At 71.1% G+C, this 23,099-nt stretch carries 19 protein-coding genes and 1 pseudogene; 11 read left to right on the top strand and 9 right to left on the bottom strand.

Annotated features, from left to right (window positions below):
- Positions 1-129 precede the first annotated feature (129 nt).
- Positions 130-690, bottom strand: a complete 561-nt coding sequence (locus IPQ09_09360) for a hypothetical protein (protein MBL0194407.1) — start codon at positions 688-690, stop codon at positions 130-132.
- Positions 691-767: 77 nt separating this feature from the next.
- On the opposite strand from IPQ09_09360, the gene IPQ09_09355 reads away from it, so the two are divergent.
- Positions 768-2,288 carry a cysteine--tRNA ligase gene (locus IPQ09_09355; protein ID MBL0194406.1) on the top strand — a complete coding sequence of 507 codons (1,521 nt, stop codon included), beginning with the start codon at positions 768-770 and terminating at the stop codon, positions 2,286-2,288.
- Between the two features lie 86 nt (positions 2,289-2,374).
- Here IPQ09_09355 and IPQ09_09350 read toward each other — a convergent pair whose 3' ends face one another.
- The gene (locus IPQ09_09350; protein MBL0194405.1) at positions 2,375-2,893 is read right to left on the bottom strand and encodes a zf-TFIIB domain-containing protein; all 519 of its coding nucleotides are present in this window, start codon (positions 2,891-2,893) and stop codon (positions 2,375-2,377) included.
- A 76-nt stretch (positions 2,894-2,969) separates the two neighbouring features.
- Between IPQ09_09350 and IPQ09_09345 the strand changes: the two genes are divergently transcribed.
- Complete coding sequence (locus tag IPQ09_09345; protein ID MBL0194404.1) at positions 2,970-5,060, top strand: right-handed parallel beta-helix repeat-containing protein; 2,091 nt, start codon at positions 2,970-2,972, stop codon at positions 5,058-5,060.
- Positions 5,061-5,144: 84 nt separating this feature from the next.
- Here the strand turns inward: IPQ09_09345 and IPQ09_09340 are convergent, their stop codons facing one another.
- Positions 5,145-6,245: a trypsin-like serine protease gene (locus tag IPQ09_09340; GenBank protein ID MBL0194403.1), complete on the bottom strand. Its 1,101-nt coding sequence runs from the start codon at positions 6,243-6,245 to the stop codon at positions 5,145-5,147.
- A 109-nt stretch (positions 6,246-6,354) separates the two neighbouring features.
- Between IPQ09_09340 and IPQ09_09335 the strand changes: the two genes are divergently transcribed.
- The 4 genes from IPQ09_09335 (at position 6,355) to IPQ09_09320 (ending at position 11,504) form a co-directional block, all read left to right on the top strand.
- The gene (locus tag IPQ09_09335) at positions 6,355-7,026 is read left to right on the top strand and encodes a hypothetical protein (protein MBL0194402.1); all 672 of its coding nucleotides are present in this window, start codon (positions 6,355-6,357) and stop codon (positions 7,024-7,026) included.
- A gap of 112 nt (positions 7,027-7,138) precedes the next feature.
- Entirely contained in the window at positions 7,139-7,876 is a 738-nt protein-coding gene (locus IPQ09_09330; GenBank protein ID MBL0194401.1) for a class II glutamine amidotransferase, read from the top strand.
- Positions 7,877-7,920: 44 nt separating this feature from the next.
- Positions 7,921-9,756, top strand: a complete 1,836-nt coding sequence (locus IPQ09_09325; protein MBL0194400.1) for a hypothetical protein — start codon at positions 7,921-7,923, stop codon at positions 9,754-9,756.
- Positions 9,753-11,504, top strand: a complete 1,752-nt coding sequence (locus IPQ09_09320) for a hypothetical protein (protein ID MBL0194399.1) — start codon at positions 9,753-9,755, stop codon at positions 11,502-11,504. Before IPQ09_09325 ends, IPQ09_09320 begins: the two co-directional genes overlap by 4 nt.
- 44 nt (positions 11,505-11,548) lie before the next feature.
- On the opposite strand, the gene IPQ09_09315 is transcribed toward IPQ09_09320, so the two are convergent.
- Complete coding sequence (locus IPQ09_09315; GenBank protein ID MBL0194398.1) at positions 11,549-13,561, bottom strand: molybdopterin-dependent oxidoreductase; 2,013 nt, start codon at positions 13,559-13,561, stop codon at positions 11,549-11,551.
- Between the two features lie 80 nt (positions 13,562-13,641).
- Here IPQ09_09315 and IPQ09_09310 point away from each other — a divergent pair, with 80 nt between their 5' ends.
- The gene (locus tag IPQ09_09310; GenBank protein MBL0194397.1) at positions 13,642-13,854 is read left to right on the top strand and encodes a hypothetical protein; all 213 of its coding nucleotides are present in this window, start codon (positions 13,642-13,644) and stop codon (positions 13,852-13,854) included.
- A 1,070-nt stretch (positions 13,855-14,924) separates the two neighbouring features.
- On the opposite strand, the gene IPQ09_09305 is transcribed toward IPQ09_09310, so the two are convergent.
- Positions 14,925-16,172, bottom strand: a complete 1,248-nt coding sequence (locus IPQ09_09305; protein ID MBL0194396.1) for a metallophosphoesterase — start codon at positions 16,170-16,172, stop codon at positions 14,925-14,927.
- A 107-nt stretch (positions 16,173-16,279) separates the two neighbouring features.
- Here IPQ09_09305 and IPQ09_09300 point away from each other — a divergent pair, with 107 nt between their 5' ends.
- Positions 16,280-16,864, top strand: a complete 585-nt coding sequence (locus IPQ09_09300; protein MBL0194395.1) for a DUF3575 domain-containing protein — start codon at positions 16,280-16,282, stop codon at positions 16,862-16,864.
- Positions 16,865-16,926: 62 nt separating this feature from the next.
- Here the strand turns inward: IPQ09_09300 and IPQ09_09295 are convergent, their stop codons facing one another.
- Complete coding sequence (locus tag IPQ09_09295; GenBank protein MBL0194394.1) at positions 16,927-17,268, bottom strand: DUF3473 domain-containing protein; 342 nt, start codon at positions 17,266-17,268, stop codon at positions 16,927-16,929.
- Positions 17,156-17,632 (bottom strand): annotated as a pseudogene (locus tag IPQ09_09290) (polysaccharide deacetylase family protein). The gene IPQ09_09295 and the pseudogene IPQ09_09290 overlap by 113 nt, the downstream one beginning before the upstream one ends.
- Positions 17,633-17,781: 149 nt before the next feature.
- Here IPQ09_09290 and IPQ09_09285 point away from each other — a divergent pair.
- A complete protein-coding gene (locus IPQ09_09285) occupies positions 17,782-18,948 on the top strand; it encodes a glycosyltransferase family 4 protein (GenBank protein ID MBL0194393.1) in 1,167 nt (388 codons plus the stop codon).
- A 33-nt stretch (positions 18,949-18,981) separates the two neighbouring features.
- Here the strand turns inward: IPQ09_09285 and IPQ09_09280 are convergent, their stop codons facing one another.
- On the bottom strand, positions 18,982-19,707 hold the full coding sequence (locus tag IPQ09_09280; GenBank protein MBL0194392.1) for a hypothetical protein: 726 nt from the start codon (positions 19,705-19,707) through the stop codon (positions 18,982-18,984).
- A gap of 86 nt (positions 19,708-19,793) precedes the next feature.
- Between IPQ09_09280 and IPQ09_09275 the strand changes: the two genes are divergently transcribed.
- Complete coding sequence (locus IPQ09_09275; protein MBL0194391.1) at positions 19,794-20,978, top strand: glycosyltransferase family 2 protein; 1,185 nt, start codon at positions 19,794-19,796, stop codon at positions 20,976-20,978.
- Positions 20,979-21,041: 63 nt separating this feature from the next.
- Here IPQ09_09275 and IPQ09_09270 read toward each other — a convergent pair whose 3' ends face one another.
- Positions 21,042-21,731, bottom strand: coding sequence for a class I SAM-dependent methyltransferase (locus tag IPQ09_09270; GenBank protein ID MBL0194390.1), 690 nt, complete (start codon positions 21,729-21,731; stop codon positions 21,042-21,044).
- Positions 21,732-21,894: 163 nt separating this feature from the next.
- On the opposite strand from IPQ09_09270, the gene IPQ09_09265 reads away from it, so the two are divergent.
- Positions 21,895-23,010, top strand: a complete 1,116-nt coding sequence (locus IPQ09_09265; protein MBL0194389.1) for a DegT/DnrJ/EryC1/StrS family aminotransferase — start codon at positions 21,895-21,897, stop codon at positions 23,008-23,010.
- Positions 23,011-23,099 lie beyond the last annotated feature (89 nt).

Below are 23,099 nucleotides of genomic sequence, written 5' to 3'. Positions count from 1 at the left end.
GGTGCTCGAGGAACTGAAGCGCCTCGAGCTTGCGATCGGGCTTCGGCGGCTCGGGCGGCGCGACGATCGAGGCTCGGCGAGAAGGCGGAGGCGCGTCCCCCCCGGGGGACGGCGTGGCGGCGAGGCCGCTCACAGGACCCCCGCGCCGGGCAGCGTGCGGAACCCGCGCACCCACCCCTCGAACGTGGGACGGCTCGCCTCGGCGCTCTCTTCGGGGGCCACCAGCACGAAGTCGTAGATGCAGCCATCCTTCTTCAGCACGAAGATGTCGAACGCGAACGGCACGCCATCGAGCTTCGCGCGGACCTTGGTCTGCAGGGCCTCGCGGCCGTCGAAGGGGGCCACGGTCTGCGACTCGAGCTGCCGCTCGGTCGTGCCGATGAGGAGGTGGTTCGTGAGCGCCGCGAGCGGCGTGTCGTCGTCGGCGCGCTTGCACTGCGCGTTCACGAGGACGCTCGCGCCCGCCGCGTCGTCGCGGAAGGCGAGGCTCGCCTGCGCCATCTCCAGGCGCCGCCAGCTGGCGGGCGGCTCGGGGACGCGGAACGCGATGTGCTCGCCCTGCCGGAAGACGCCGGCATCGAACGAGCGGCCCCCACCGCAACCGAGCGCGCCGCTCCCTAGGACTGCCGCCGAGATGGCTGCAATCTGCACGAAAACGCGGAGGCGGACGCTCGCGCTGGACGGAGACATGGCCGGGCGAAGGTTACCACGCCCCTGGAACACTCGGAGGCCGAACGCGGCCGAGCTTCGTGTAGAGTCGCGCGGCCATGTCGATACGCCTCTACAACTCGCTCTCTCAGAAGCTCGAGCCCTTCGAGCCCACGGTGCCTGGCGAGGCCCGTCTCTACGTCTGCGGCATCACCACGTACGATCTCGCCCACGCGGGGCACGCGCGCACGTACACCACCTTCGACGTGCTGGTGCGCCACCTCCGCGCGCGAGGGCTCCGGGTGACGCACGTGCGCAACGTGACCGACGTGGACGACAAGATCGTGCGACGCGCCGCCGAGAACGGCGAGGAGCCGCTCGCGCTCTCGCGGCGCATGAGCGACATGGCGGACGCCGATCTCGCGCGCCTCGGCTGCCAAGCGCCCGATCACTCGCCCCGGGTCTCCACCCACATCGACGAGATCGTGACCCTCATCGCGGCGCTGATCGAGCGGGGCCACGCCTACGCGGCCGACACCGCCAAGGGGCGCGACGTGTATTTCGCCGTGCGCTCGTTCCCGAGCTACGGGAAGCTCTCCCGCCGGAAGATCGACGAGCTGCTGTCTGGCGCGCGCGTGGAGGTCGGCGACATCAAGCGCGATCCGCTCGATTTCGCCCTCTGGAAGGGCTCGACCGACGAGGCCTTCGGCTTCGAGAGCCCCTGGGGGAAGGGCAGGCCCGGCTGGCACATCGAGTGCTCCGCGATGGCGGAGCGCTACCTCGGACCGCACTTCGACATCCACTGCGGCGGCATGGACCTCATGTTCCCGCACCACGAGAACGAGATCGCGCAGAGCGAGGCCGCCCACGGCCCGGAGCTGGCGAAGGTGTGGATGCACGGCGGGTTCTTGAACGTCGACAGCGAGAAAATGAGCAAGTCGCTCGGCAATTTCGTGACGATCCGCGACGTCTTCGAACGCAACGATCCCGAAGGCTTCCGGTACTTTCTGCTCGGCACGCACTACCGCGGCCCCCTCGCTTTCGACGTGGAGAAGCGCCCCGACGGGCGCGTGGTCTTCCCCGGCGTCGACGAGGCGGAGCGTCGGGTCGAGTACCTGTATTCTACACGAGAGGCGCTCCTCCGCGCCGCCGCGGGGCACGAGCCCAAGGTCGGCAACGTGCTGCAAGGTCAGGCGAAGGTCGTCGAGTCCGCCGCCGCGAACGTCCTCGGCGCGCTCGACAAGGACCTGAACGCCCCGGTCGCGCTCTCCGTGCTCGCGGAGCTCGCGAAGGCGGGCAACGAGATCGTCCAGCAGGTCGCGAAGCTGAAGAAGGACAAGCCCGCCCAAGACGAGGCGCGCAAGCTCGCCGCGGCGTGCGTGAACGCGCTCGACGGCTCGGTGGGCCCGCTCGGCCTCATGCGAGCGCCCGCCGAGGAGTTCTTCGAGCGCACGCGCGCGCAGCGGCTCCGCATTCGCGGGCTCGACGGCGCCCAGATCGAGGCGAAGGTGGCCGAGCGCCGTGAGGCGCGCGACCAGAAGGATTTCGCCCGCGCTGACGCGCTCCGCAAGGAGCTGATGGAGCTCGGCGTCGAGCTCCAGGACGGCGAGGCCGCCTCCACGTTCCGCGTGCTGCTCTGAGCCCGTGGCCGTGATTATCGCTCACGACCGCTGCCTCGACCGCAGCGCGGGGACGCCGCCCACTGCGCCGCCAGGCCGGCGTCGGCTCAGCGGAGGAGCCGGCGGACCGCCTCGACGGCCGACATGAGCGGGCCCCACCGCTCCCGGTCGGCGTGCTCTCGGAGGAAGACCGCGTCGAGGCCGCGGCCGCTCGAGAGCTCGCCGCGGCGGGAGCGCATGATCGCGATGAGCTCGGTGCGGTCGAACCACGTGCCGTGCGAGCAGGTGTCGATCGGGACGCCCTCCACGGTGCCCCGCGTCATTCGCTTGGCGCACTCGGGGCAGAGCAGAGGGCCCGTCTCGCGCACCGGCGCCGCGCGCGTCGCGCGCTCGACCTTCGAGGCGAGCTCCTCGTGTGCCCGTGAGCCGGTCGAGAGCGCCCGGCTCGCCTGATCCGAGCGCAGCCACACGCCGCCGCAGCGGCCACACGCGTCGAGCTCGAGGTCGTCTTTCTTCCCGCAGTAGAGCCCGAACTTGCACCGCGGACACGACCGCGGCGAATCCCATGTGTGCAGCTCCGCCGTCTTCTCCAGCCCGGGTGGCTGCGCGTCGCGATAGCTCGACATTGGCCCAGTCTACTAGCAGCGCCGAAACGGCGCGCGGCGCTCGACGAACCGGCGGATTTCGCCCAGAATCCAGAGAATGCGGAGATGGCTTTTTCTTGGCGGGCTTTCGCTGATCGTCACGGGTGGCTCGGCGACCTCCACGGGCTGCGGCGAGCTCGAGCTGCCCGGCACGCTGGCCGACGCGGGCGGCGCGAACGGGCGGTGCGGGGTCGGCGAAGACTGCGTGCTCCCGCCGCCGTGCAGCGGCCCGGAGCGCTTCCTGTACGTATCCGCCAAGGGCGACGACAAGAACGACGGCTGCTCCCCCGCGAAGCCCAAGGCGACCATCAAGGCGGCGGTGGGCGCCATCACCAAGGCGCGCGCGGGCTTCCAAACCGACGGCGGCGTGCTCCCGTGGGAAGTTCATGTGTGCGCGGGCACCTACAAGGAGTCGCAGCTCGTGGTGGAGTATCCGCTCTCCATCCGCGGAGGGTACGACTGCGCGGGATTCAAGCGCGACGACGGCTTCGGGTACGCGAAGGGCTTCAAGTCGACGAACGAGACCATCCTCCAGAACGGCGCCTACTCGCCGGAGTACAACTCGCCCCTCACGTTCGTCCTGCGCCGCCAAGACACCAAGATCACCCGGACCGACACCATCATCGACGGGCTCACGATCGACGCGGGAGAGGGCAACTCGGGCACCGTGGGGGTCACCATCACCGACGGTGCGTCGCCGACCCTGAGTGACAACAAGATCAAGGGCGGGAACGGCATCTGCTCGTCCACCTTCGGCAGCATGGGCGTTTGGGTCATCGACGGCTCGCCGCTCATCAAGAACAACGACATCTATGGTGGCGAGGGCAAGTGCTACGAGCCCGACACCCCCGAGAACGCGCGCAAGGGTCGCGGCGCGGGCAACGGCTCGTACGGCATGCTGCTGCAGGGCGGCGGCGACGTCGAGGTGGTGGAGAACGTCGTGAACGGCGGTTCGGGCACCGGCGCCGACGCGACCACCGCGATCTCGGTCGCCTCGGCGGGCAAGCGCGAGATACGCAACAACTTCATCACGTGGGACAAGCCTCGCATGGAGGCGAGCGGCTACAACGGCGGCATCGGCGTGGCGGCGGTCGGCGACACCGAGCTCAACATCGTGGGCAACGTCATCAAGGGGGGTATCGCCTCCTGCTTCGAGACCTGCCTCATCTGGGGCATCCTCGCGGCCGAGACCGCGCGGATCCACGTCGAAGGAAACCGGGTGTACGGCGGCGACGCCGTGATGGACCCGCCCGACCCCGAGACCAACATGGACCGCAGCTTCGTGTTCGTCCGTGGCATTCGCGTCGACCACGCGGAGGACGCGCTCGTGGTCAATAATATGGTGTTCTCGGGTGGCCTCTACTCCGACACGGTGTCGCCCGCCTCGATGGCGGGCTTCAACGTCGAGGGCAAGAAGGGCTTCTACAACGAGCGCAACGCGACCGCGCTCATGTTCGACGATCGCGGCCACGGCGGGCGCGCCATCCACAACACGCTGTTTACGGTCGCGGGCGATCCGGTGTCGCCCCCCACCGAGAACTCCCAGAAGGGCGGGAAGGGTTGGGACGTCGTCCGACCGTTCTATATGGCCATCGGCTACACCGGCGCCGTCGTCCAGAACAACCTCGCGCTCACGGTGGGCGGCGCGGGAGCGGGGGAGTTCGCGTTCACCCTGGTGGAGGCCGACGAGGCGCTCGGCCTCGTGGAGAACAACGCATTCGTGAACTTTCGCGGGCCGGCGGTGTTGATGATCCACACCAACGCGAAGGACGGCGCTCCGCGGCCGAACGACGTGTACAACACCCTCGAGGAGATGATAGCGGCCAACTGGTACAAGCCCGAGCAAATACGAAATAACGTATTCATCCAGGCCGACTGCAAGACGATCCCGGCGGCGCTGTGCGTGAAGGAGGCCTCGGCGAACGGCAGCTTCGGCGCGCTCCTCCCCTACATGGAAGGCGCCACCGAGGCGGACTTCGGCACGAAGCGACTCCTCGAGACGGGCTGGAAGCTGACCTCCGGCGCGAGCTGTCGAGTCCGCGGGGGCGCGGGGGCGCACAACGACGCCAAGACCGATCTCTTCGGCACCGCGCGCTCGGCGCCCGTCGCGTACGGAGCGCACGAGGTCGACTCCGCCGGGTGCCCGTAGCAGCCTGGGCAGGGCTCATCGGTTCGCGCCTCGGCGGGTCGGGCGCGGACGACGACAGGTCTCGGTCCGCAGATCAACGGGCTGCTAGCGCCGTCGCCTCCGCGCCGCGGCTACGCAAGCGAGGACCGCGACCAGCGTGGCGGGGGCGGCGCCCGAGGGGCCTCGACCCGCCGAGCCGGTCGCGCAGGCCGCTCCCGGTGGGCTCGCGGCCTCCACCGTGGGGGGAGCCGCGGGCCCGCCCTCGGCCCCCGCGTCGGCGCTGCCCGCCCCGCCTGCCCACACGGGCAGCGGATAGCCGCCCTGTTCCGCGGCCTCGGTCGCGGCCGCGACGAGCAGGCCTGCGAACGCGTCGGTGCGGGTGAACACGGCATCGATGCACTTGAAGCCGGTCTCGCTGGCTCGCGAGAGCACGCCGAACGTGACGGGGCGCCCGCGCGTGAAGCTCTCTTGGTCGAACGCGCTGCCGCCGGAGTCGCCCGAGCACAGGCCGTCGCCGGCGACGAACTCGGTGGGGGTGATGTCGAAGTCCGAGAGGCGGCAGCTCTTCTCGGGATCGCCCGGCGTGCACTGGATGGGGACGTCCTCACGCAGCCTCCGCGTGCCGTCGTCGGTCTTCTTGGGGCCCGAAATGCCGTAGCCCAGCGTCGCCACCGTGGTGCCGTAGAGGGGGTGCGAGGTCATCGGCGGGTCGAGCGCCGGGGTGGCCGGCGTCGCCTCCGAGGCAGGAACGTTGTCGGTGAGCTGCAGCAGGGCGATGTCGTTGCCGCAGAACTTGGACTCCGAGGGCACGACGATCTTCGCCACGCGGTATCGCGCCGTGCTGCCGCGAACGACCTTCGCGGTGGTCACGGAGAAGCGGCTCGCCGGCGCGGGCGCGGAGAACCGGTCGCGCGCGCAGTCGACCTCGTCGCTGTTGCCGCTGTCGGCGACGCAGTGGCGCGCGGTGAGCACCAGGTTCGGCGCGATGAGCGTCCCCGAGCAGGTGGACTCCGGCATGATCACGGCCACCGCGAAGGTGTGGACCTCGTCCTCGGTGCCTCCCTGGATCGCGCTCGAGCCCTCGCCCGTGCTCGTGTGCTTGCGCGGGCCACCACACGCGACGAGCGCGACGAGCGTGGCGAGCGCGACGGACGCGACGGACGCGACGGGCAGGGTGGCGCACGCGACCAGCTTGGTGGACCTCACCGGAGGTCAGATAGCACGGGGGCGGGCCAGCGCACGCGCGCCGACCCGCCCGATCAGAGCGAGCGGTCGCGCGAATGATCGCCGCGGCCCGCGCACCAGATCCCTCACGATGAAGACGAAGAGCCTCCTCCGCGGGGTGCTGGTCGCCGCCGTGCTCGTGGGACACGGGGCGCTGGCGCTCGCGTCTCCGCCCGCGTCCGCCGCGCACGTCGCCACCACGCCTGCCCAGCCTGCCCCGCCTGCCCCGCCTGCCCCGCCTGCCCCGCCAAGCCCCGCGCCGCCGGCCGAGCCGGCTGCCCGGCCCACACCGCCGGCCACCGTCGCACCTCGCGCGCAGGCCGGGGAGGCGCCACCCGCGGTCACGGCCACAGCCGAGGCGGCGGACAAGAAGACACGCCTCACGCCGGAGGAGCAGCTCACCGAGTCGCAGCGTCGCCTCGACCGCATGCGAGCTCAGTCGACGCTCGTCCGCAGGCGCCTCCAGCGCGCCCGCGACCTCGTGGTCACCGCGTGCCTCACCGAGAAGCTCACGCAGCTCAACGTGGCGATCCGCGCCGCCGATGCGCGGGCGCCCGCGATCCGCGACGCCCTCGCGCGGCGAGACGCCGAGGCGGCGGATCGAGAGTACACCGCCCTCGGGAAGCTCGCGGACCACGCCGAGGGGGTCGGCGTGGAGGCCAAGCAGTGTGCCTCGATCGATCTCGCGCTCGCCGACTCGACGGTGAAGGTCACCCTCGATCCTCGCCTCGCGCCCGCGGCTCCGAGCTACCCGGCGCACTGACCCTCGCGGGCGGCGCGGGCGGCGGCTCGCACCGGAAAACGGCGCCACTTTCGTGCCCCGTCGAGGGGCACGAGGTAAACTGAACCACACGACAATGTGCAGGTTTCTCGCCATGGTCGCCGCTCAAGCGGTCGAGCTTCGGGCCTGTCTCCAGGCGGGGCCGCGGAGCCTCGCCGAGCTCTCCCGCGAGCACCCGGACGGCTGGGGGGTCGCGCTCTTCGAGCCGCGCGGACGCGCCTGGGAGGTCCACCGTGGGGTCGAGCGGGCGCTCGATTGCGTGCGCTTTCGGGCGCTGGCGGCGGCCACCCGCGCGTCGGTGCTCATCGGGCACATTCGCCAGAAGACCGTGGGCCCGACGTCGCTCGAGAACACGCACCCTTTCGCCTGCGCCCAAGGCCGGTGGGTCTTCGCGCACAACGGCACGGTGACCGACGTGGCTTATCTACGCGCGCACACCGCGCCCGAGCGCGCCGACGAGGTCCGGGGCGACACCGACAGCGAGCGCTTGTTCGCCTTCCTCCTCACCCGCCTCGACGAGGTGGGCCTCACCGGCGCCCCGGCGAGCGCCGCCACCGATCGCCTCGTCGCCGAGACCTGCGCCGAGCTCCGCGCCCGCCCGGGGATGGGCGCCTTCAACTTTCTCCTGTCCGACGGCGAGAGCACCTACGCCCACCGCTTCGGACGGAGCATGTTCCTGCTCGAGCGCCCGAACGGTGAGGCCATCGTGGCCTCCGAACAGCTCACGAGCGAGCCCTGGGCGCTCGTCGAGGAAGGCGCGCTGATCCGCATGGACCGCGCCCCCGAAACAAAGATCGAGCACGCGCCGCGCCACCTCCGCCGCGTCGCGTGAGTCGGCCTACACACACACACGCGCGAGGTGATACACGGGTCGGGGTGGGCGCTCGGAACGTCAAGACGCCAGGGTTCGTGGGCGCGTTCTTCGCGCTCCTGCTCGTCGTCTATGTCGGCGTGTTCCCGTACATCGGGGTCATCAACAACCCGAACGAGAACGTGCGCACCTACATGACCATGGCCCTGGTCGAGGAGGGCACGTTCAAGATCGACGCGATGGTCGACCGCCACGGCTGGACCAACGACATGGCGCGGGCGCCCGACAAGAAGACCGGCGTGTTCCACCTTTACTCGGTGAAGGCGCCCGCGGTGAGCTACGCCGGAGTGCCGGTCTACTGGGCCTTCACGAAGGTGATGCCACGGCTCGGCCGCCCGGTACCCACGCTCCGCTCGCCGCCCGAAGCGCGCGCGCGCTGGCTCGCCGACGCCACGTGGGCGCTGCGTCTCTTCAGCGTGCAGCTCCCGTGCTTGGCGTTCCTCGTGTGGCTCGAGCGCTATCTGCGCGCGACGACCCGCGATCCGGTGCTCCGCCTGGCCGCCGTGGCCGCGCTGGGGCTCGGCACGAACTACCTCGCGTACGCCCTCATGTTCGCGAGCCACGCGCTCTTCGCCGTCGCCGCCTTCGTGTCGTTCGCCGTCACGGCGCGCGCCCGCACCACGCCGTCGCGAGACCGCACCGCGCGTGACGCGTTCGTCGCCGGCTTCTGCGCCGGGTGGGTCACGCTGCTCGAGTACCACGCGCTGCCGGTGTCGGTGGTGCTCGCGCTCTACGCCGCGGTCACCTTCAGGCCGCTCTTCCGCCCGAGCCGGCTCGGGCCGTTCGCCGCGCTCGCAGGCGGCGGACTCCTCCACGTCGCGCTCATGGCGTTCTTCCAGTGGCGCGCGTTCGGCAGCCCCCTCACGCCGGGCCACCGCATGAGCGAAAACGGCGAGTTCGCGCGGCTGCTCAACCAGGGCTATTTCGGTATCCAGACGCCCGATCTCGGGCACGCGGGCAGCCTCCTCTTCAACCGCGGCTACGGGCTCTTCGGCACGAGCCCCTATCTGTGGCTCGGCCTCCTCGTCGTGCCGTTCGGCGTGCTCTCGGGGTTCGGCGGTCCGCGGAGCCGCGGGGCTCGCCGCGGCGCCACGCTCGTGTGGCTCGCCGCCTGCGGTGTGCTCGTGCTCACCGTGAGCGCCGCCATCAACTGGCGTGGCGGGTGGACCGTGGGCCCGAGGTACCTCGGGGCGTGCCCCGCCTTCCTCGTGCTCGGCGCCGTGACCGCCCAAGAGCAGCTCGCGCGGGGGCGCCGCTCACGTCGAGTGTGGGTGAGGGCCCTCGCGGCTGGCGCCGCCCTCGCGAGCGCCGCGCAGACCGGCCTCGTGTCGGTGCTGTGCAACACGCTCCCCGAGACCGTGGGGCGGCCGCTCCCGGAGGTCGCGCTGCCGCTGCTGCGCGCGGGCTTTGTGCCTCGCCATCTCCTTGATCTCGCAGGGGTTTCCTCGCCGACTTTTGGCTACCTCGTGGTGCTCGCGGGCGCGCTCGCCTGCGGCTCGCTGCTGGTCTTCGCGCCGCCCCCGCGCGAGACCTGGGCGCGCCGCGTGGGGCGCGCGGCGGGCGGCCTGGTCGTCGCGGGCCTCGCCCTCGTCCCCGCGTTCAGCGAGCCGGCCCCCGAGGAGGGCACCGACGGCGGGGTGGCCACGCGCCGGTACTTCGCCGAGGTGTGGGAGCCCGCGGGCCGCGACCGCATCGCCAAGCTGCGCGAGCGGGTCGGCAAGACGCACGCGCCCTGCGGCTACCTCCGGCTCGCGGCGCTCGAGAAGAGCATGGCGCTGGACGCCGAGGCCGCCCGGCACGCGGCGCTCGCCGGCGCCGTCGCCCCGGAGACCTGCAAGTGAAGATCGCCGAGCCCTCGCCGTCGCCCTCGCCCGCGTTCGGCCGCGCGCCGCTCCGCCGCGCCGTCGGAGTCACCCTGGTGGGCCTCGTGCTCGCGGTCTTCGCGTGGTGGCCCATGTTGGCCGCGTACCCGAACACCCAAGGCGGCGACGGCCCGCCGTACCACAAGACCCTCGAGGCCGCGCGCGTCAGCCTCGTGCGGTATCACGAGCTGCCTCTCTGGAATCCCTACGAGTGCGGCGGGCTGCCCCTGTGGGACAACCCCCAGGCGCCCGTGGGCGCGCCGCTCGTGTGGCCCATGTTCCTCATCGGCACCACCGCCGCCATGGTGCTCTGGTACCTGCTCCACTCGGCGATGGGCTTCGCGTCGATGTGGTTCTTCGCCCGCGACGAGGTGAAGCTTTCGCGCGCCGGCACCCTGGTGGCGAGCGTGGGCTGGGCGTTCTCGGGCTTTCACCAGCAGCACTACTCGGGTGGGCATTTCACGTTCGTCCCCTTCCTGTATTTCCCGCTCGCGTTCCTCTTGTGGCGGCGCGCCGAGCGCGATCTCCGCCACGCCGTGGCCCTCGGCTGGCTGGTGGCGTGGATGATGTACGAGGGCGCCGTCTACCCGCTGCCGCACCTGCTCGTGCTGCTCTTCGTCGAGACCCTCACCCGGCTGAACAAGCGCTCTCTCGTGCCCATCGCGCGGGCCGCCGCGGTCGTGCTCGTCGTGGGCTTCACCGTGGGCGCGTCGCGCTTTCTGCCCGTGATGGACCAGCTCCGGAGCCACGTGCGCCCCATCGGCGTCGAGAACGACCACATCCAGTGGGAGACCCTCCGCGACATGTTCCTCTCGCGCACCCACGCGCGCGGCGTGCCGGGGCAGAGCTACGTGTGGCCCGAGTACGGCACGTACCTGGGGCCGTTCCTGTTCGCGCTGGCGTGCGTGGGCCTGCTCTTCGCCGCGTTCGAGGCGCCGTGGCTCGTGCTCCTCTTCGGCGTGGCCTTCGTGCTGATGATGGGGCACTTCTCGCCGCTCGCGCCGTGGGCCGTGCTCAAGGGCCACGTGTTCCCGTTCAAGGAAATGCGTGTGCCTTCCAGGTTTCGCTGCGAGGTGTCGCTCTTCCTCGCCCTGTTCGCCGGGCTCGCGGTCGACAGGCTCCCGAAGCTCGCGGCGCTCCTGCCCGGGCACCCCACGCGCGCGGTGCGCACGGTCGCCCTCGGCCTCGCGCTCGTCGGCGCGGGCGACATGATCGCCGTCGGGATCGACTGGTTTCAGGTGTGCTTCGGCAACGCGCCCGAGCAGCGCGTGGCGCCCTCGGCGCGGCTCTACGTTCACGGCCCGAACCTCGCCGGCATGATCGATCAGCCCCGGCAGAACCGCATGCGCCTCGCCTGCTGGGACGAGTGGGGCTTCGGCGCCGGCGCCCCGATGTGGGACGGTGACGTGCCTCAGGCGAGGCCCGCGCCCGGCGCGGCGGCGCGGGTGGAGACCGTCCGCCGCACGCAGAACACCTTCACCCTCGACGTGGTGGCCGACCAGCCCTCGCGCGTGCTCGTGAACGGCACCTACGATCGCGGCTGGCGCACCGACGTGGGGACGCTCGCCGACGAGGGCAAGCTCCTCGTTCTCGACCTCCCGGCCGGTCGGCACCACGTCACGCTGCGCTACTGGCCCCACGGGCTCACGCTCGGCTTCGTGCTCACGGCGCTCGGGCTCGTCGGCTCCGCCGTCGCGATGCGGCGTCTGGGAAAGCGCGCGGCCTGAGCGCCGCGGTCTGACCGCCGCGACGACTGCCGATCAGGTGCAGCTCACGACGGCCGCCGGAGCCGCACCGGCTCGTCGTGCAGCGCGCCGCCCTCGCCCAGATCGGTCGTCCGGGCGGGGATGAGCGCGTTCGCGCAGCGCCCGTCCCTCAGGTGGCCGCCCTTCGGAAGCAGCAGCACGTCGCGGCGCTGCCTCGCGTCGCAGCGCACGTGCACGCGGAGTGAGCCGAGGCCCCCCTCGACCACGGCCTCCTCGCCGTCGCACAGCCCGGCCTTCGCCGCGGCGTCGGGGTGCACCGTGGCGACCGCGAGGCGCTCCTCTGCGCTCGCGCCCTCGCGCGGGGTCGAGCGTCCGCGTGCCCACTGCGAGGACTGCGAGCGCTCGGTGGACAGCGCGGTGAGCAAGAGCGGGTGCTCTTCCGTCACGCGGGGCGCGCCTCGCGTCGGCATCTCGTAAATAAGGTTGACCTTTCCGCTCGGCGTCGGGAACACCCGCCCCTCGAAAAGAGCCTTCGGCGCGAGCGGGTTCGGCACCGCGCCCTGGGCGAGGCGCTCCGGCGTGACCCCGTAGGGGGCGACCTTCGCGAGCATGCGCTCCTTCCACGCGCGCGCGTCGCCGGCGAGATCGCTCGCGAGGCCCACGCGCTCGGCGAGGGCCTGCACGATCCCGAGATCGCTCTTCACGCCCTCCGGGGGCGGCACCACCGGCACGGCGGCGCCGATGAAGGCGTGCCCGTAGGAGCCCAGGAGATCGTCGGCCTCGAGCAGGGTGGTGGTGGGCAGCACGAGGTGCGCGCAGCGGGCCGTGTCGGTGAGGAACGCGTCGACCACCACGACGAGCTCGCGCGTGCGGAGCGCCCGCTCGATCGTGCGCGACTCCGGGAGCATGGCCACCGGGTTGCCCGCGGTGATCCACACCGCGCGAATGGGCGGGTCGCTCATGCCCAGCACCTCGGCGCCGAAGCGCGGCTCGCAGACCGTGCGCGGCGGCGCCGCCCGCCCGATGAACGACAGGTCGAACGCCCCGCGCCGCTTGAAGTAGAACGACGCGCCGCCCCCGGGCACGCCGAGGTTCCCGGTGATGGCCACGAGCGCGTCGAGCGCGCGCACGATGGCCCCGCCGTTTTGCCTCCGCCCCATGCCCCAGCCGATGAACACCGTGGTGGGGCCGTCGCCGAGGCGCCGCGCGAGCGCGTCGATGGCCTCGAGCGGCACGTCGGCCTCTTCCCGCCAGGCCTCCAGGCTCCGGGAGAAGCAGAGGGCGCGCAGCTCCGCCAGGTGGTCGCAGTAGGTGGCGGCCTCGGGGTCGGTGAGGCCGAGCTCGAAGAGCCGCCGCCCGACCGCCATGGCGAGCGCGAAATCACCGCCAGGGCGGGGCTGGGCGACCAGGTCGCAGATCGACGCGGTCTTGTGGTGGACGGGGTCGATGAGCGCGAGGGTCGTCCCGCGCCGCCGCGCCTCGTTCAAGAGCGGGATGAGGTGTGGGCTCGAGACGAAGACGTTCTTCCCCCACAGAAGGATGTGCTTTGCATCTTTCAGCTCGGACAGATCGCGGCTGTCCTCCTCGCCGAAATCGAGCAGCTGCGCCGCGTCGCCCGCGCCCGAGCAGATGTCGCCGCGCTTCTGCGTCACCGGGCCGAAGCGCTCGAAGAAGTAGTCCGAGAGGTGCTTCAAGAGCCCCAGGGAGCCGCCGCTTCGGTAATGAAAAATGGCCGCGGGGCCGGATTCGGCGCGTATCCGAAGGAGCGACTCGGCGGCGCGGGTGAGCGCCTCTTCCCACGAAATGGGCTGAAATTCGTCGTCGAGCCGCGCGCGCCACAGCGGCGTGGTGAGCCGCGCGGGGTCGTACTGCGTCTCCAAGAAATGGCTCGTGCGGTGGCACAAGAAGCCGCGCGTGATGGGGTGCTCGGGATCGCCCCGGAGGCGCGTCACGCGACCGCCCTCCACAGTCGCGACGATGCCGCACACGTCGGGACAGTCGCGGTTGCAGAGGGTCTTGTGGTGCTCGACTGCGCCGAGTCCGGGGTCGCGCGCGCCGCGCGGCGCCGAGGTTGCCATGATCGCCACCGTAGCGCATGGTTTGGGGGTGAGCGATCCCGTGCCCGTGTCCCCAAGGCGTCCGCGCCCCCGCCTCCCTCTTGCCTTCGCGCTCGCGCTCGCGCTCGCGGCCCACGCTCGCGGGCGGGTGCAACTCGGTGTGCACCGCGGCCTGCGACAAGCAGTACAACGACTGTGTGCGGAAGGCGCCGTCGGGCACGAACTACAACGACTGCGGCGAGCAGCAGCAGCAGTGCGTGGCCCGGTGCACCACCGGACGAACGGCGGACGACCCCGAGGGCCAGCCGAACTGAGGGGGGCCCATCCCGGTTAGCCGCCACCGGGCTGAAAGCCCGCAGGGAAATCCGGGGATCAACCCGCTCAAAGCCCGCGGGGCGGGCTCGCCGTCAAGGTCGCGACGAGAGCCGAAACAGCCCGCCGCTGCGGCGGGCTTCGCGCAACGCCACCCGGAGCTTTCCCTGCCCCGGGCTTTCACGCCGCCGAAAACGGGACACCCCCTCGCTCCCTTGTGGCGAAAGGCCGAGCCGCGCGACTTCTGGAAGGGATCACGCTTCCAGGAGACTAGCTAGTCCCCTGGAGTCGTGGTTCGTATCAGAAGTCGGGTCTTCGGTGTCATTCCGAGGAGCGAGGGGGTGCCCCGTTTTCGGCGGCGGCGGGCCCGTCCTCAACTCGGACGTCGTTCCGCGCGGTGGAGGCGGCGCTTGCGCTCAGGGGACAGTGGTTTCGGGTGTGACCGCGCGAACGCCGACCCTCGAACATCCCCCCCCCCCCGCCGGAAACGGGACACCCCTCGCTCCCTTTGTGGCGAAAGGCCGAGCCGCGCGACTTCTGGAAGGGATCACGCTTCCAGGAGACTAGTCCCTGGAGTCGTGGTTCGTATCAGAGTCCGGTCTTCGGTGTCATTCCGAGGAGCGAGGGGGTGCCCGTTTTCGGCGGCGGCGGGCCGTCTCAACTCGGACGTCGTTCCGCGCGGTGGAGGCGGCGCTTTGCGCTCAGGGGACAGTGGTTTCGGGTGTGACCGCGCGAGAACGCCGACCCTCGAACATGAGTATCCTCCCACCGCCGCCGAAAACGGGACACCCCCTCGCTCCCTTGTGGCGAAAGGCCGAGCCGCGCGACTTCTGGAAGGGATCACGCTTCCAGGGGACTAGCCGCTCGTCACGCGGGGAGGTCTAGCTAGCAGCCTGTGGATTTACGGACCGAGGCCCGGCGTCGTCCGCGCCCGGCCCGCCAAGGCGCGATCCGAGGAGCGCGCGGAGCGTGTTCCAGGTGGGCGTTTCTAGGTGAGCACGCACCGCAGGATCGCAACGACCGCGGTCGGGATGCGGCGGCGACGGGCCGACGGGAGTCAATCAACGGGCTGCTAGCCCGGCGTGCGCTCGGCCGGCTCCGCCAGCGGTCGCCCCGCCGCCTCCGAGGTCGCCTGCGCGAGCTGTTCGACCACGAAGCCCCCGGCCGAGCGGTAGAGGTACACCTGGTCGCCCGCGAGGCGCCCGCCCACGAGGTGTCCCGTGCTGCGATCGCGTAGCCCGATCGGCCCACTGCGCTCCGCGAGCGAGAGCCTCGTCAGGGCGCGCGCCTCGTCGCCGCCGTCGAGCCGCGCGCTCCCCTCCATAGTGAGCTCGTCGCCGCGCACCACCACGCGGGGCCCGCGCTCCAGGCGCCCGTACGAGTTGTCGGCGCACACGAGCTCGAAGCGCTCGGCCTCCGCGCGCAGCACCACGGGCACGTCGCCGGTCGGCGTGTGCCCCACCACGAGCCGAGAGACGCCGCTCCGCCGCAGCGCCGCGCGCACGTCCGCCGGCGGCAGCTCGGGGTTGTTGTGCGCGTCGGCGAGGCGGCCATACACGACGCTCGCTTGGTGCCGTCGCGTGCCGGGAACGGGCGCCTGGTACGCGACGATAGGCTCGTAGGCGCCGCTCTCGAGGTCGCGCGCGCCCGCGTAGGCGTCGAGCTGCTCGGCGTACCAGCGGTTCAGGGCCTCGAGCCATTCGTCGACGCTCTCGCGTGCGCGCGAGCTCGCGCTCGAACGAAGACCGGGGACGTGACCCAGGCTCTCGGAGGTGACGCCGCCGTGCACGAACAGGGTCTCGTCGAACCGAACGCCGAGCTGGCATTGCGCGAGGTAACGGGTCGTCAGACCGTCGCGACCCACGTCGTCGAGGAACGAGCCCACGACCGCGTCGTCGGCGCCGGCGCCGGTGACGTCGAGCTCGATCGCCCGGTTGTCGAACGCTTCGCGCGCGCCCATCGTGTTCGTGAAGAGCCACCGGAGGAGCTCGGCCCGCGGCCCCTGGCGCACCTCCGTAGGCGCGCGCTCGGGCGGCCTGCCGCAGAGCTCGACTCGCAGGCGCAGCTTGTTCAGATCGCGATTCCCCGCGAGGAGCGCCACGCGGCTTGGGTGACGCATCTTGGCGTCCAGCAGCGCCCGCATCACGCGCCGCCCCGCGCTCCCGCGATCGGTCGCGTCGCCCCCAAAGACGAGGGTCGCGTCCTCGGCGACCTCGATGTGGTCCCCGCGCAGGCTGACCCCCACGTGACCGCTCAGCGCGTCCGCGAGCTTGTCCCAGCGCCCCTCGACGTCGGTCAGGTACACGATCTCGGTGGTCACGCCGCGAGCATACGCGCTCGCCGGTCTCGCGGCGCCCCCGCGCCACGAACCGCCGCGCGAGGGCGAAATTGCACGTATTTCGGAAACAAGTGTGCGACGACGGAGAAATGCGAAAGCGCGCTCCTCTCTTCGCCCTCGGCGCCGTGCTCCTGCCCCTCTTGGGCCTCGCCGCCCCAGCCGCGGCCGAGGAGGAGAAGAAGGCAGCCGAGCACGAGCCGGAGGACGCCAAGCCCGCGCTCCCGTCGAAGAAGAACGTCGTGTTCGCCGACCTCGGCCTGCACGTCATCGGTCTCGGCTTCCAACGCACAGTGGCGCCTCACGTGGCCGTCGCGGTCTCGGGCGGGCTCTACGATCCGTGGACCGTGACCGAGAAGGTCGGCGATATTCGCGGGTGGATGATCCGCGCGCGCCCCTACTTCTACGCGACGGAAGAGGCCCCGCGCGGCCTCTGGATCTCGCCGTTCATTCAGGGCGGGTCGGTGCACGGAACCCAGAACGGCGTGGAGAAGTCCGGCGGGACCGGCGCCCTCGGCGCGTCGATCGGGTATGCGCTGCTGCTCGGCAACATCGTCCACCTCTCGCTCGGGCTCGGCGGGCAGCTCCACTTCGCCAAGCTCGAGGGCAGCGCGGCGCCGCCGAGCTTCTACACGGCGGGCCTCCACCTCGACGCCACCCTCGGCTTCGCGTTCTAGCACCCCTGTCGAATGACGGAGCGTCGGGCGAGGCGCGGCGCCCTTGGGTGGAGGGCTACGAGCTACGACACCGGGTGGTCGCGCAGATAGCCCTCGAAGCTCGTCGACGGAAAGTCGCGCAAGAGCTGTCGCACCTTCGGCTCGGTGGACGCGAGGTTCACGTAGGCGCTGAACTTCGCGAGGGGCTTCATCGGCGAGCGCGGGTGGTGCGGATCGATCTCGCGCGGGTGAATGTAATATACAACCGGTCGCTCCTCGTCGAGGACGCACCTCGAAGAACCACGGCGAGCGCTGGTCGACGGAGAAGCCTGGCGCCCGGTAGCCCTTGACCGCCTTGCCCGCCGCGTCCTCGAGGACCTTCTTCGACTCCGCGATGTCCTTACGGAAGGCCTCGCGGGTGAGATCGTAAATGCAGCTGTGGAAGAACCCGTGCGACGCGATCTCGTGGCCCCGCGCCGCGGTCTCCTTCACGAGGTCGGGGAAGCGCCGGCCGACGTAGCCGAGGAAGAAGCACGTGGTCTTCGTGCCCGTCTCGTCGAACAGGTCGAGGAACCTTCGCAGGTTCTTCTCCACGTGCGAGGGGATCGTGTCCCAGTCCGAGGGCTTGGGCTCGTTCCGCACCGTGTTGAACCAGTCCTCCACGTCGACGGAGAAGATGCTGCGGCGCGGGCGACGACGAAGGCATAGGGTCTCCCGTTCGTTGGGGGCGGGCGCGGGGCGCGGGGCGCGCGGCACGGCTCGCCCGACACTACCCGCTGCCCGCGGCAGGGCACCTCAAACCCGTGCCCGAAAGCGCTCGGATTTACATTTCTTTTGCGTAAGCACGCTGATATCCGCTCTGGCATGCAGCTCGACGCCTCGGACATGTCGGCCCGCGCACCCGCAGAGCGCCGCCGCCGGAGGCCTGCGTGAGCGCCATGCCGGCGCCGCTCCGGGACGGACGGAGGCCGCGCCTTCTCTTCCTCGTCGCCTCCGACTGGTACTTCCTGTGCCATCGGCTCTCGCTCGGCCTCGCAGCGCAGGCCGCCGGATACGACGTGACGGTCGTCACGCCCACGGGGCCGTACACGACCCAGATCGAGGCAGCCGGCCTCCGCCACGTGCCGGTGGTGATGGATCGTCAGGGCCGAAACCCCCTCTCCGACCTCAACACCACCCGCCGGCTCGTCGAGCTCTACCGGCGCGAGCGCCCCGACGTCGTGCACCACGTGGCGATCAAGCCGATGATCTACGGCACCGTGGCCGCCAAGGCGGCCCGCGTGCCCGCGATCGTCAACGCCATGCCCGGCATGGGCTATGTCTTCCTGAACAAGGACCCGCTGTCGCGCGCCATCCGCGTCATGGTCGAGACCGCGTACAAGGCGCTGCTTACGTCCCCAAACACGCGCACCATCCTCCAGAACCCCGACGACCTCGAGAAGTGGATCGCGTGGGGAGTCATGCGCCGCGATCGCGTCGTGCTCATCCGCGGCGCCGGCGTCGACACCGCCCGCTTCGCGCCCGCCCCGGAGCCGGAAGGGCCCTGTTTCGTCGTGCTCCCCGCGCGCCTCTTGAGGGACAAGGGGGTTCGGGAGTTCGTCGAGGCCGCCCGTGCGCTCCGCGCCGAAGGCCTGGCCGCGCGCTTCGGGCTGGTCGGCGAGCCCGACCCTGGCAACCCTGCCTCCATCACGTCGGACGAGGTGGCCGCGTGGGCGCGCGAGGGTCTCGTCGAGACCCTCGGGTGGCGCGACGACATGGAGCGCGTGCATCGCGAATCGCACGTGACGTGCCTGCCCTCCTACGGAGAGGGGCTCCCGAAGGCGCTGCTCGAGGCGGCGGCGTCGGGGCGCGCGATCGTGTCGACCGACGTGCCGGGCTGCCGAGAGGTGGCGCGCCACGACGAGAACGCGCTGCTGGTGCCGCCTCGCGACGCGCGCGCGCTGACCGCCGCGCTCCGGCGGGTCATCGTGGACAAGGAGCTGCGGCTTCGGCTGGGCGCCCGCGGTCGCGAGATAGCGCTCGCCGACTTCGACCAAAGTCACGTCGCCCGCGCCACCCTCGACGTCTACGCCGAGCTGCTCGCTCTAGTAGCAGCCCGTCGATAAACGGACCGAGTCCGCGCGGCATCGGGCAAGAGGTCAGGGCGGGCAGGCGATGGTGAGGTGATGGGCTGGGGTGGCCTTGCACGTGGCCCCGGGGCACGAGGGCACGAGCGGCGCGACGCAGCCACACGTCCAGCTGTCGGAGCAGGCCGCTGGGTAGTCGACGCAGGTGTGGACGGTGCCGCCGACGTCGTCGCGCTCGAGGCAATACTGGCTACCGAGGCAGCGCTGCGTGCCGCAGGGCGTGGCGGCGCAAAAGAGGCAGAGGATACCGGAGGGGTAGCGCTCCCACATCCCCGCCGTGCAGCGGAACTTGTCCCCGCCATTGCAGCAGATGTCGACCTCGCCGCACGCGGTGGCGCCCGGCCCGCAGGGTTGGCCGGCGACCGGGTTCCGCGTGCACGCCGGGGGCGCGGCGTCGGGGGTGGCGTCCGGCGCGGCGTCGGGGGTCGCGTCGGGGGTCGCGTCGGGGGTGGCGTCCGGCGCGGCGTCGGGGGTCGCGTCGGGGCCGGCGTCCGGCGGCGGCGGGAGCGTGTCGGAGGTCGCGTCCGGCGGCGGCGGGAGCGTGTCGGGCGCGCCGACGTCCGCCGTGGGGGTCGCGTCGGCCCCCGGGGGCGGGAGCTGCGCGTCGGCCCCGCCGCCCGCGTCGCTCGGGTCGTCGATCTTCACGAAGCCGTCGCACGCGCCGACGAGCATGGCGGTCGCCGCCGCGAGGGTTGACGTGATGAGCGCCGCGCGAGCTCTTGCGGAATCGGTTCTCATGCGCTCAGCCTACCGCCTGCGCGGCGGTTCTCAAGGAAACCCGCCCCGAATTCCCCAGACTTCGTGCTAGGACCCCACTCGCCTCGATGAAGCGACCGACCCTCAGCCTCGTGCTCCCGATCTTCAACGAGGCCGAGGTCCTCCCGGAGCTCCGCGCGCGTCTCACAGAGTTCATGGGGCAGCTGCCCGCCGACACCGAGGTCATCTTCGTCGACGACGGTTCGAAGGACGACTCGCTCCGGCTCCTGCGCGACATGGCGCGCGCGCAGCCTCGCTACAAAGTGCTGAGCTTTGCTCGCAATTTCGGCCACCAGGTCGCCATCACCGCCGGAATCGACTACGCGCGCGGCGAGGCTGTCGTGGTCATGGACGCCGACCTCCAGGACCCCCCCGAGGTCGTGGCCGAAATGGTCGCGAAGTGGCGCGAAGGCTACGACGTCGTCTACGGCAAGCGCCGCAGTCGCGCGGGCGAGACGTGGTTCAAGCTGCTCACCGCGCGCTGGTTCTATCGGCTCTTCGCGGCGATGATCCCCATCGAGGTGCCGCTCGACACCGGCGACTTCCGCCTCATGAGCCGCCGCGTGGTGGTGGCCCTCCGCGAGCTCCGCGAGGTGCACAGGTTCGTGCGCGGCATGGTCTCCTGGGTCGGCTTCAAGCAGACCGCGGTGCTCTACGACCGCGCGGGACGCTTCGCGGGCGAGACCAAATACCCGCTGCGAAAGATGCTCAAGTTCGCGGCTGACGGCATCACGAGCTTCAGCGTCCTGCCGCTGCGCCTCGCCACCTATGCGGGCGCGATCATCGCGGTCGGCGCCGTGGGCGTGGCCGCGTGGGCGGTCCTCGCGAAGTTCGTCTTCGACGCGACCGTCCCGGGCTGGACCGCCGTCACCGTGCTCGTGTCGCTGCTCGCTGCCGTGCAGCTGCTGATGATTGGCATTCTCGGCGAGTACGTGGGTCGCATCTACGAGCAGGTGAAGGCGCGCCCGCTCTACGTGCTCCGCGAGACGCAGAACATGCCGCTCTCGCCCGACACGAGCGAGCTCGACGTGGCGAGCTCGATGTACCCGCCCGCCACCCGGGTCGTCACCGACGACACGGCCGACGGTGAAGATCACACCTACCTCGGCGAGCAGTCCGTCGAGTCGATCGACGATCCCGAGCCCTCGAAGGCGCGCGTCGTGACCGACGCGAACGCCGACGCAGAAGCCAAGACCGTCATGGGCGTGCCCGCGCCGGCCGGCCTCGCCGACCTGGCCAAGAAGAACCGCTGAGCGCGCGCGGCTCGCAGCCGCCCGGGATCCGCGGGGTCGCTCGAAGGTCACGCCGCCGATTCTTCAGCGCCGCTCGGCCCACGCGCACACCTGCGCGCCAACGGGGACGCGCGCGAGGAAGGGCTCGAGCGGGCGAAGCCTCGCGAGCTGGCGCGGGAAGAAGACGATGAAGTCGAGCTTGCGCTTCGTCAGCCCGGCGCCGTCGAGCAGGCGTGTCACCTCCCACGGGAAGAGGAGCACGGCGTCAGCGTCGAACGCGCAGGCCTGCACGGCGTTCACCGTGACGGGGTTCAGAGGGTTGTGCTCGAAGATCACGAGGCGCCCGCCCGGGGCGAGGAGCTTCGCGAGCTCGCCCACGAGATCGGCGCGGTCCGACGGCCGCACGTGGTGGAGCACGTTGGCGAGCACGATGGTGCCGTAGGTGTCTCGAGGGAGGCCCGCCTTGTCGTCGAAGAAGGTGGCCCCAGGCGCGCGCTCGCGGGCCATCTCGACGCTCTTCTTGGAGGGATCGAAGCCGTGTACGACAGGGAACGAGCGCTCGAGCAGGTGCGTGAGGTTGCCAATGCCGCACCCGAAGTCGAGCACCGGCCGCGGATCGGCGCTAAACATGCGCTCAAGCCACTTCTGCTTGTACTCCGAGAAGTACGCAGGGTCCTCGCCGCTCGCCTTCACGCTTGAGGCGTGAAGCTCGGCGTAGGTGCCCGCGTGGGCGTCGAACTCGGCCTCGTTCTGCGGATCGTACGACTCGCCCATGGCGCGAACTCGTAGCATAAGACGCTCTTTCTTGTGGCGCCCCATGGAGCGCTCGAACGCCGGTGGCCCCGGGAGCAACGAAGCCGCCGACCCCACCCTTTTTCAATGAAGCCGTGGGCGGCCACCTCGCGCGCCGCCGCCGCCCCATGCTAAGGAGCGCCTCGTGCAAGTACCCTTCATCGACCTCTCCCGCGTTACCCAGAAAGTCTCCGCCGACGTCCACGCCGCCTGGAAGGGCTGCCTCGATCGCTGCGAGTTCGTCGGTGGCCCCGGCGTCGCGCGCGTGGAGCAGAACCTCTCCAAGATCCTGGCGGTGCCGCGGACCGTGTCGTGCGCCAACGGCACCGACGCGCTCATCGTCGGGCTCCAGGCGCTCGGCGTGAAGGCGGGCACGAAGGTCGCCGTCCCGAACCTCACGTTCTGGGCCACGTACGAGGCGGTCGCCGTGCTGGGCGCCATCCCGGTGCTGGTCGACATCGACCCCGACGATCTCCAGCTCAGCTTCGACGAGCTGAAGAAGGCCCACGAGGCGCACCGCTTCGAGGCCGTGGCGCTCGTGCACCTCTACGGCTGGGCTTCGGCCCGCCTCGCCGACATCCGCGCGTTCTGCGCGGAGCGCAACATCGGCCTCCTCGAGGACGGCGCGCAGTGCTTCGGTGTCGAGGTCGCGGGCGAGCCGGTGCTCTCCAAGGCCACGGTAGGCACGCTGTCGTTCTACCCGGCGAAGGTCATCGGCGGCGCGATGGACGGCGGCGCCATCACCCTCCAGACGGCCGAGCAGGAGAAGCTCGTGCGCTCGCTCTGCAACCACGGCCGCGCCGACCACTACGCCTACGCTCACGTGGGCTGGAACTCGCGCATGGGCGGCGTGCAGGCGGCGTTCTTGAACGCCGTGCTCGAGCTCGCCCCCGAGATCGTGTCCACGCGCCGCGCTGCCGCCGAGCGTTACCGCGAGCGCCTCTCGAGCCACGGCAAGCTGCGAGTGTACGGCCCCCCGGCGGGCGTGGTCGAGAACGGCTACCTCAACGTGTTCACGGTGCAGGGCCGCGGCGGCCAGGAGATCGTCGACGCGCTCAAGGCGAAGGGCATCGGCGCCGCCCGCACCTACCCCGAGCCCATGGACGCGCAGCCGCCCACGAAGGGCGTGGCCATCCCGTTCGGCACGCTCGAGCACTCGCGCGCCCTCTGCAAGAGCGTGGTCAACCTGCCGCTCTTCTACGGAATCCGCGACGAAGAGATCAACGCGTCGGTGCAGGCGCTGCTCGAGATCCTCGGCTGACCAAGGCCGCCCAACAGGGGGTGAGAGCGCCTTCCTGCTACCGTCACGATGAGATTCGTGCGCGCCACCCGCGTGATCCAACCGCGCTT

Source organism: Myxococcales bacterium (genome assembly GCA_016720545.1).
In the GTDB taxonomy this organism is placed as follows: Bacteria; Myxococcota_A; Polyangia; order Polyangiales; family Polyangiaceae; genus JAAFHV01.
Note: the sequence above shows the minus strand (reverse complement) of the source record. Positions and strands in the feature narration are given on the sequence as shown.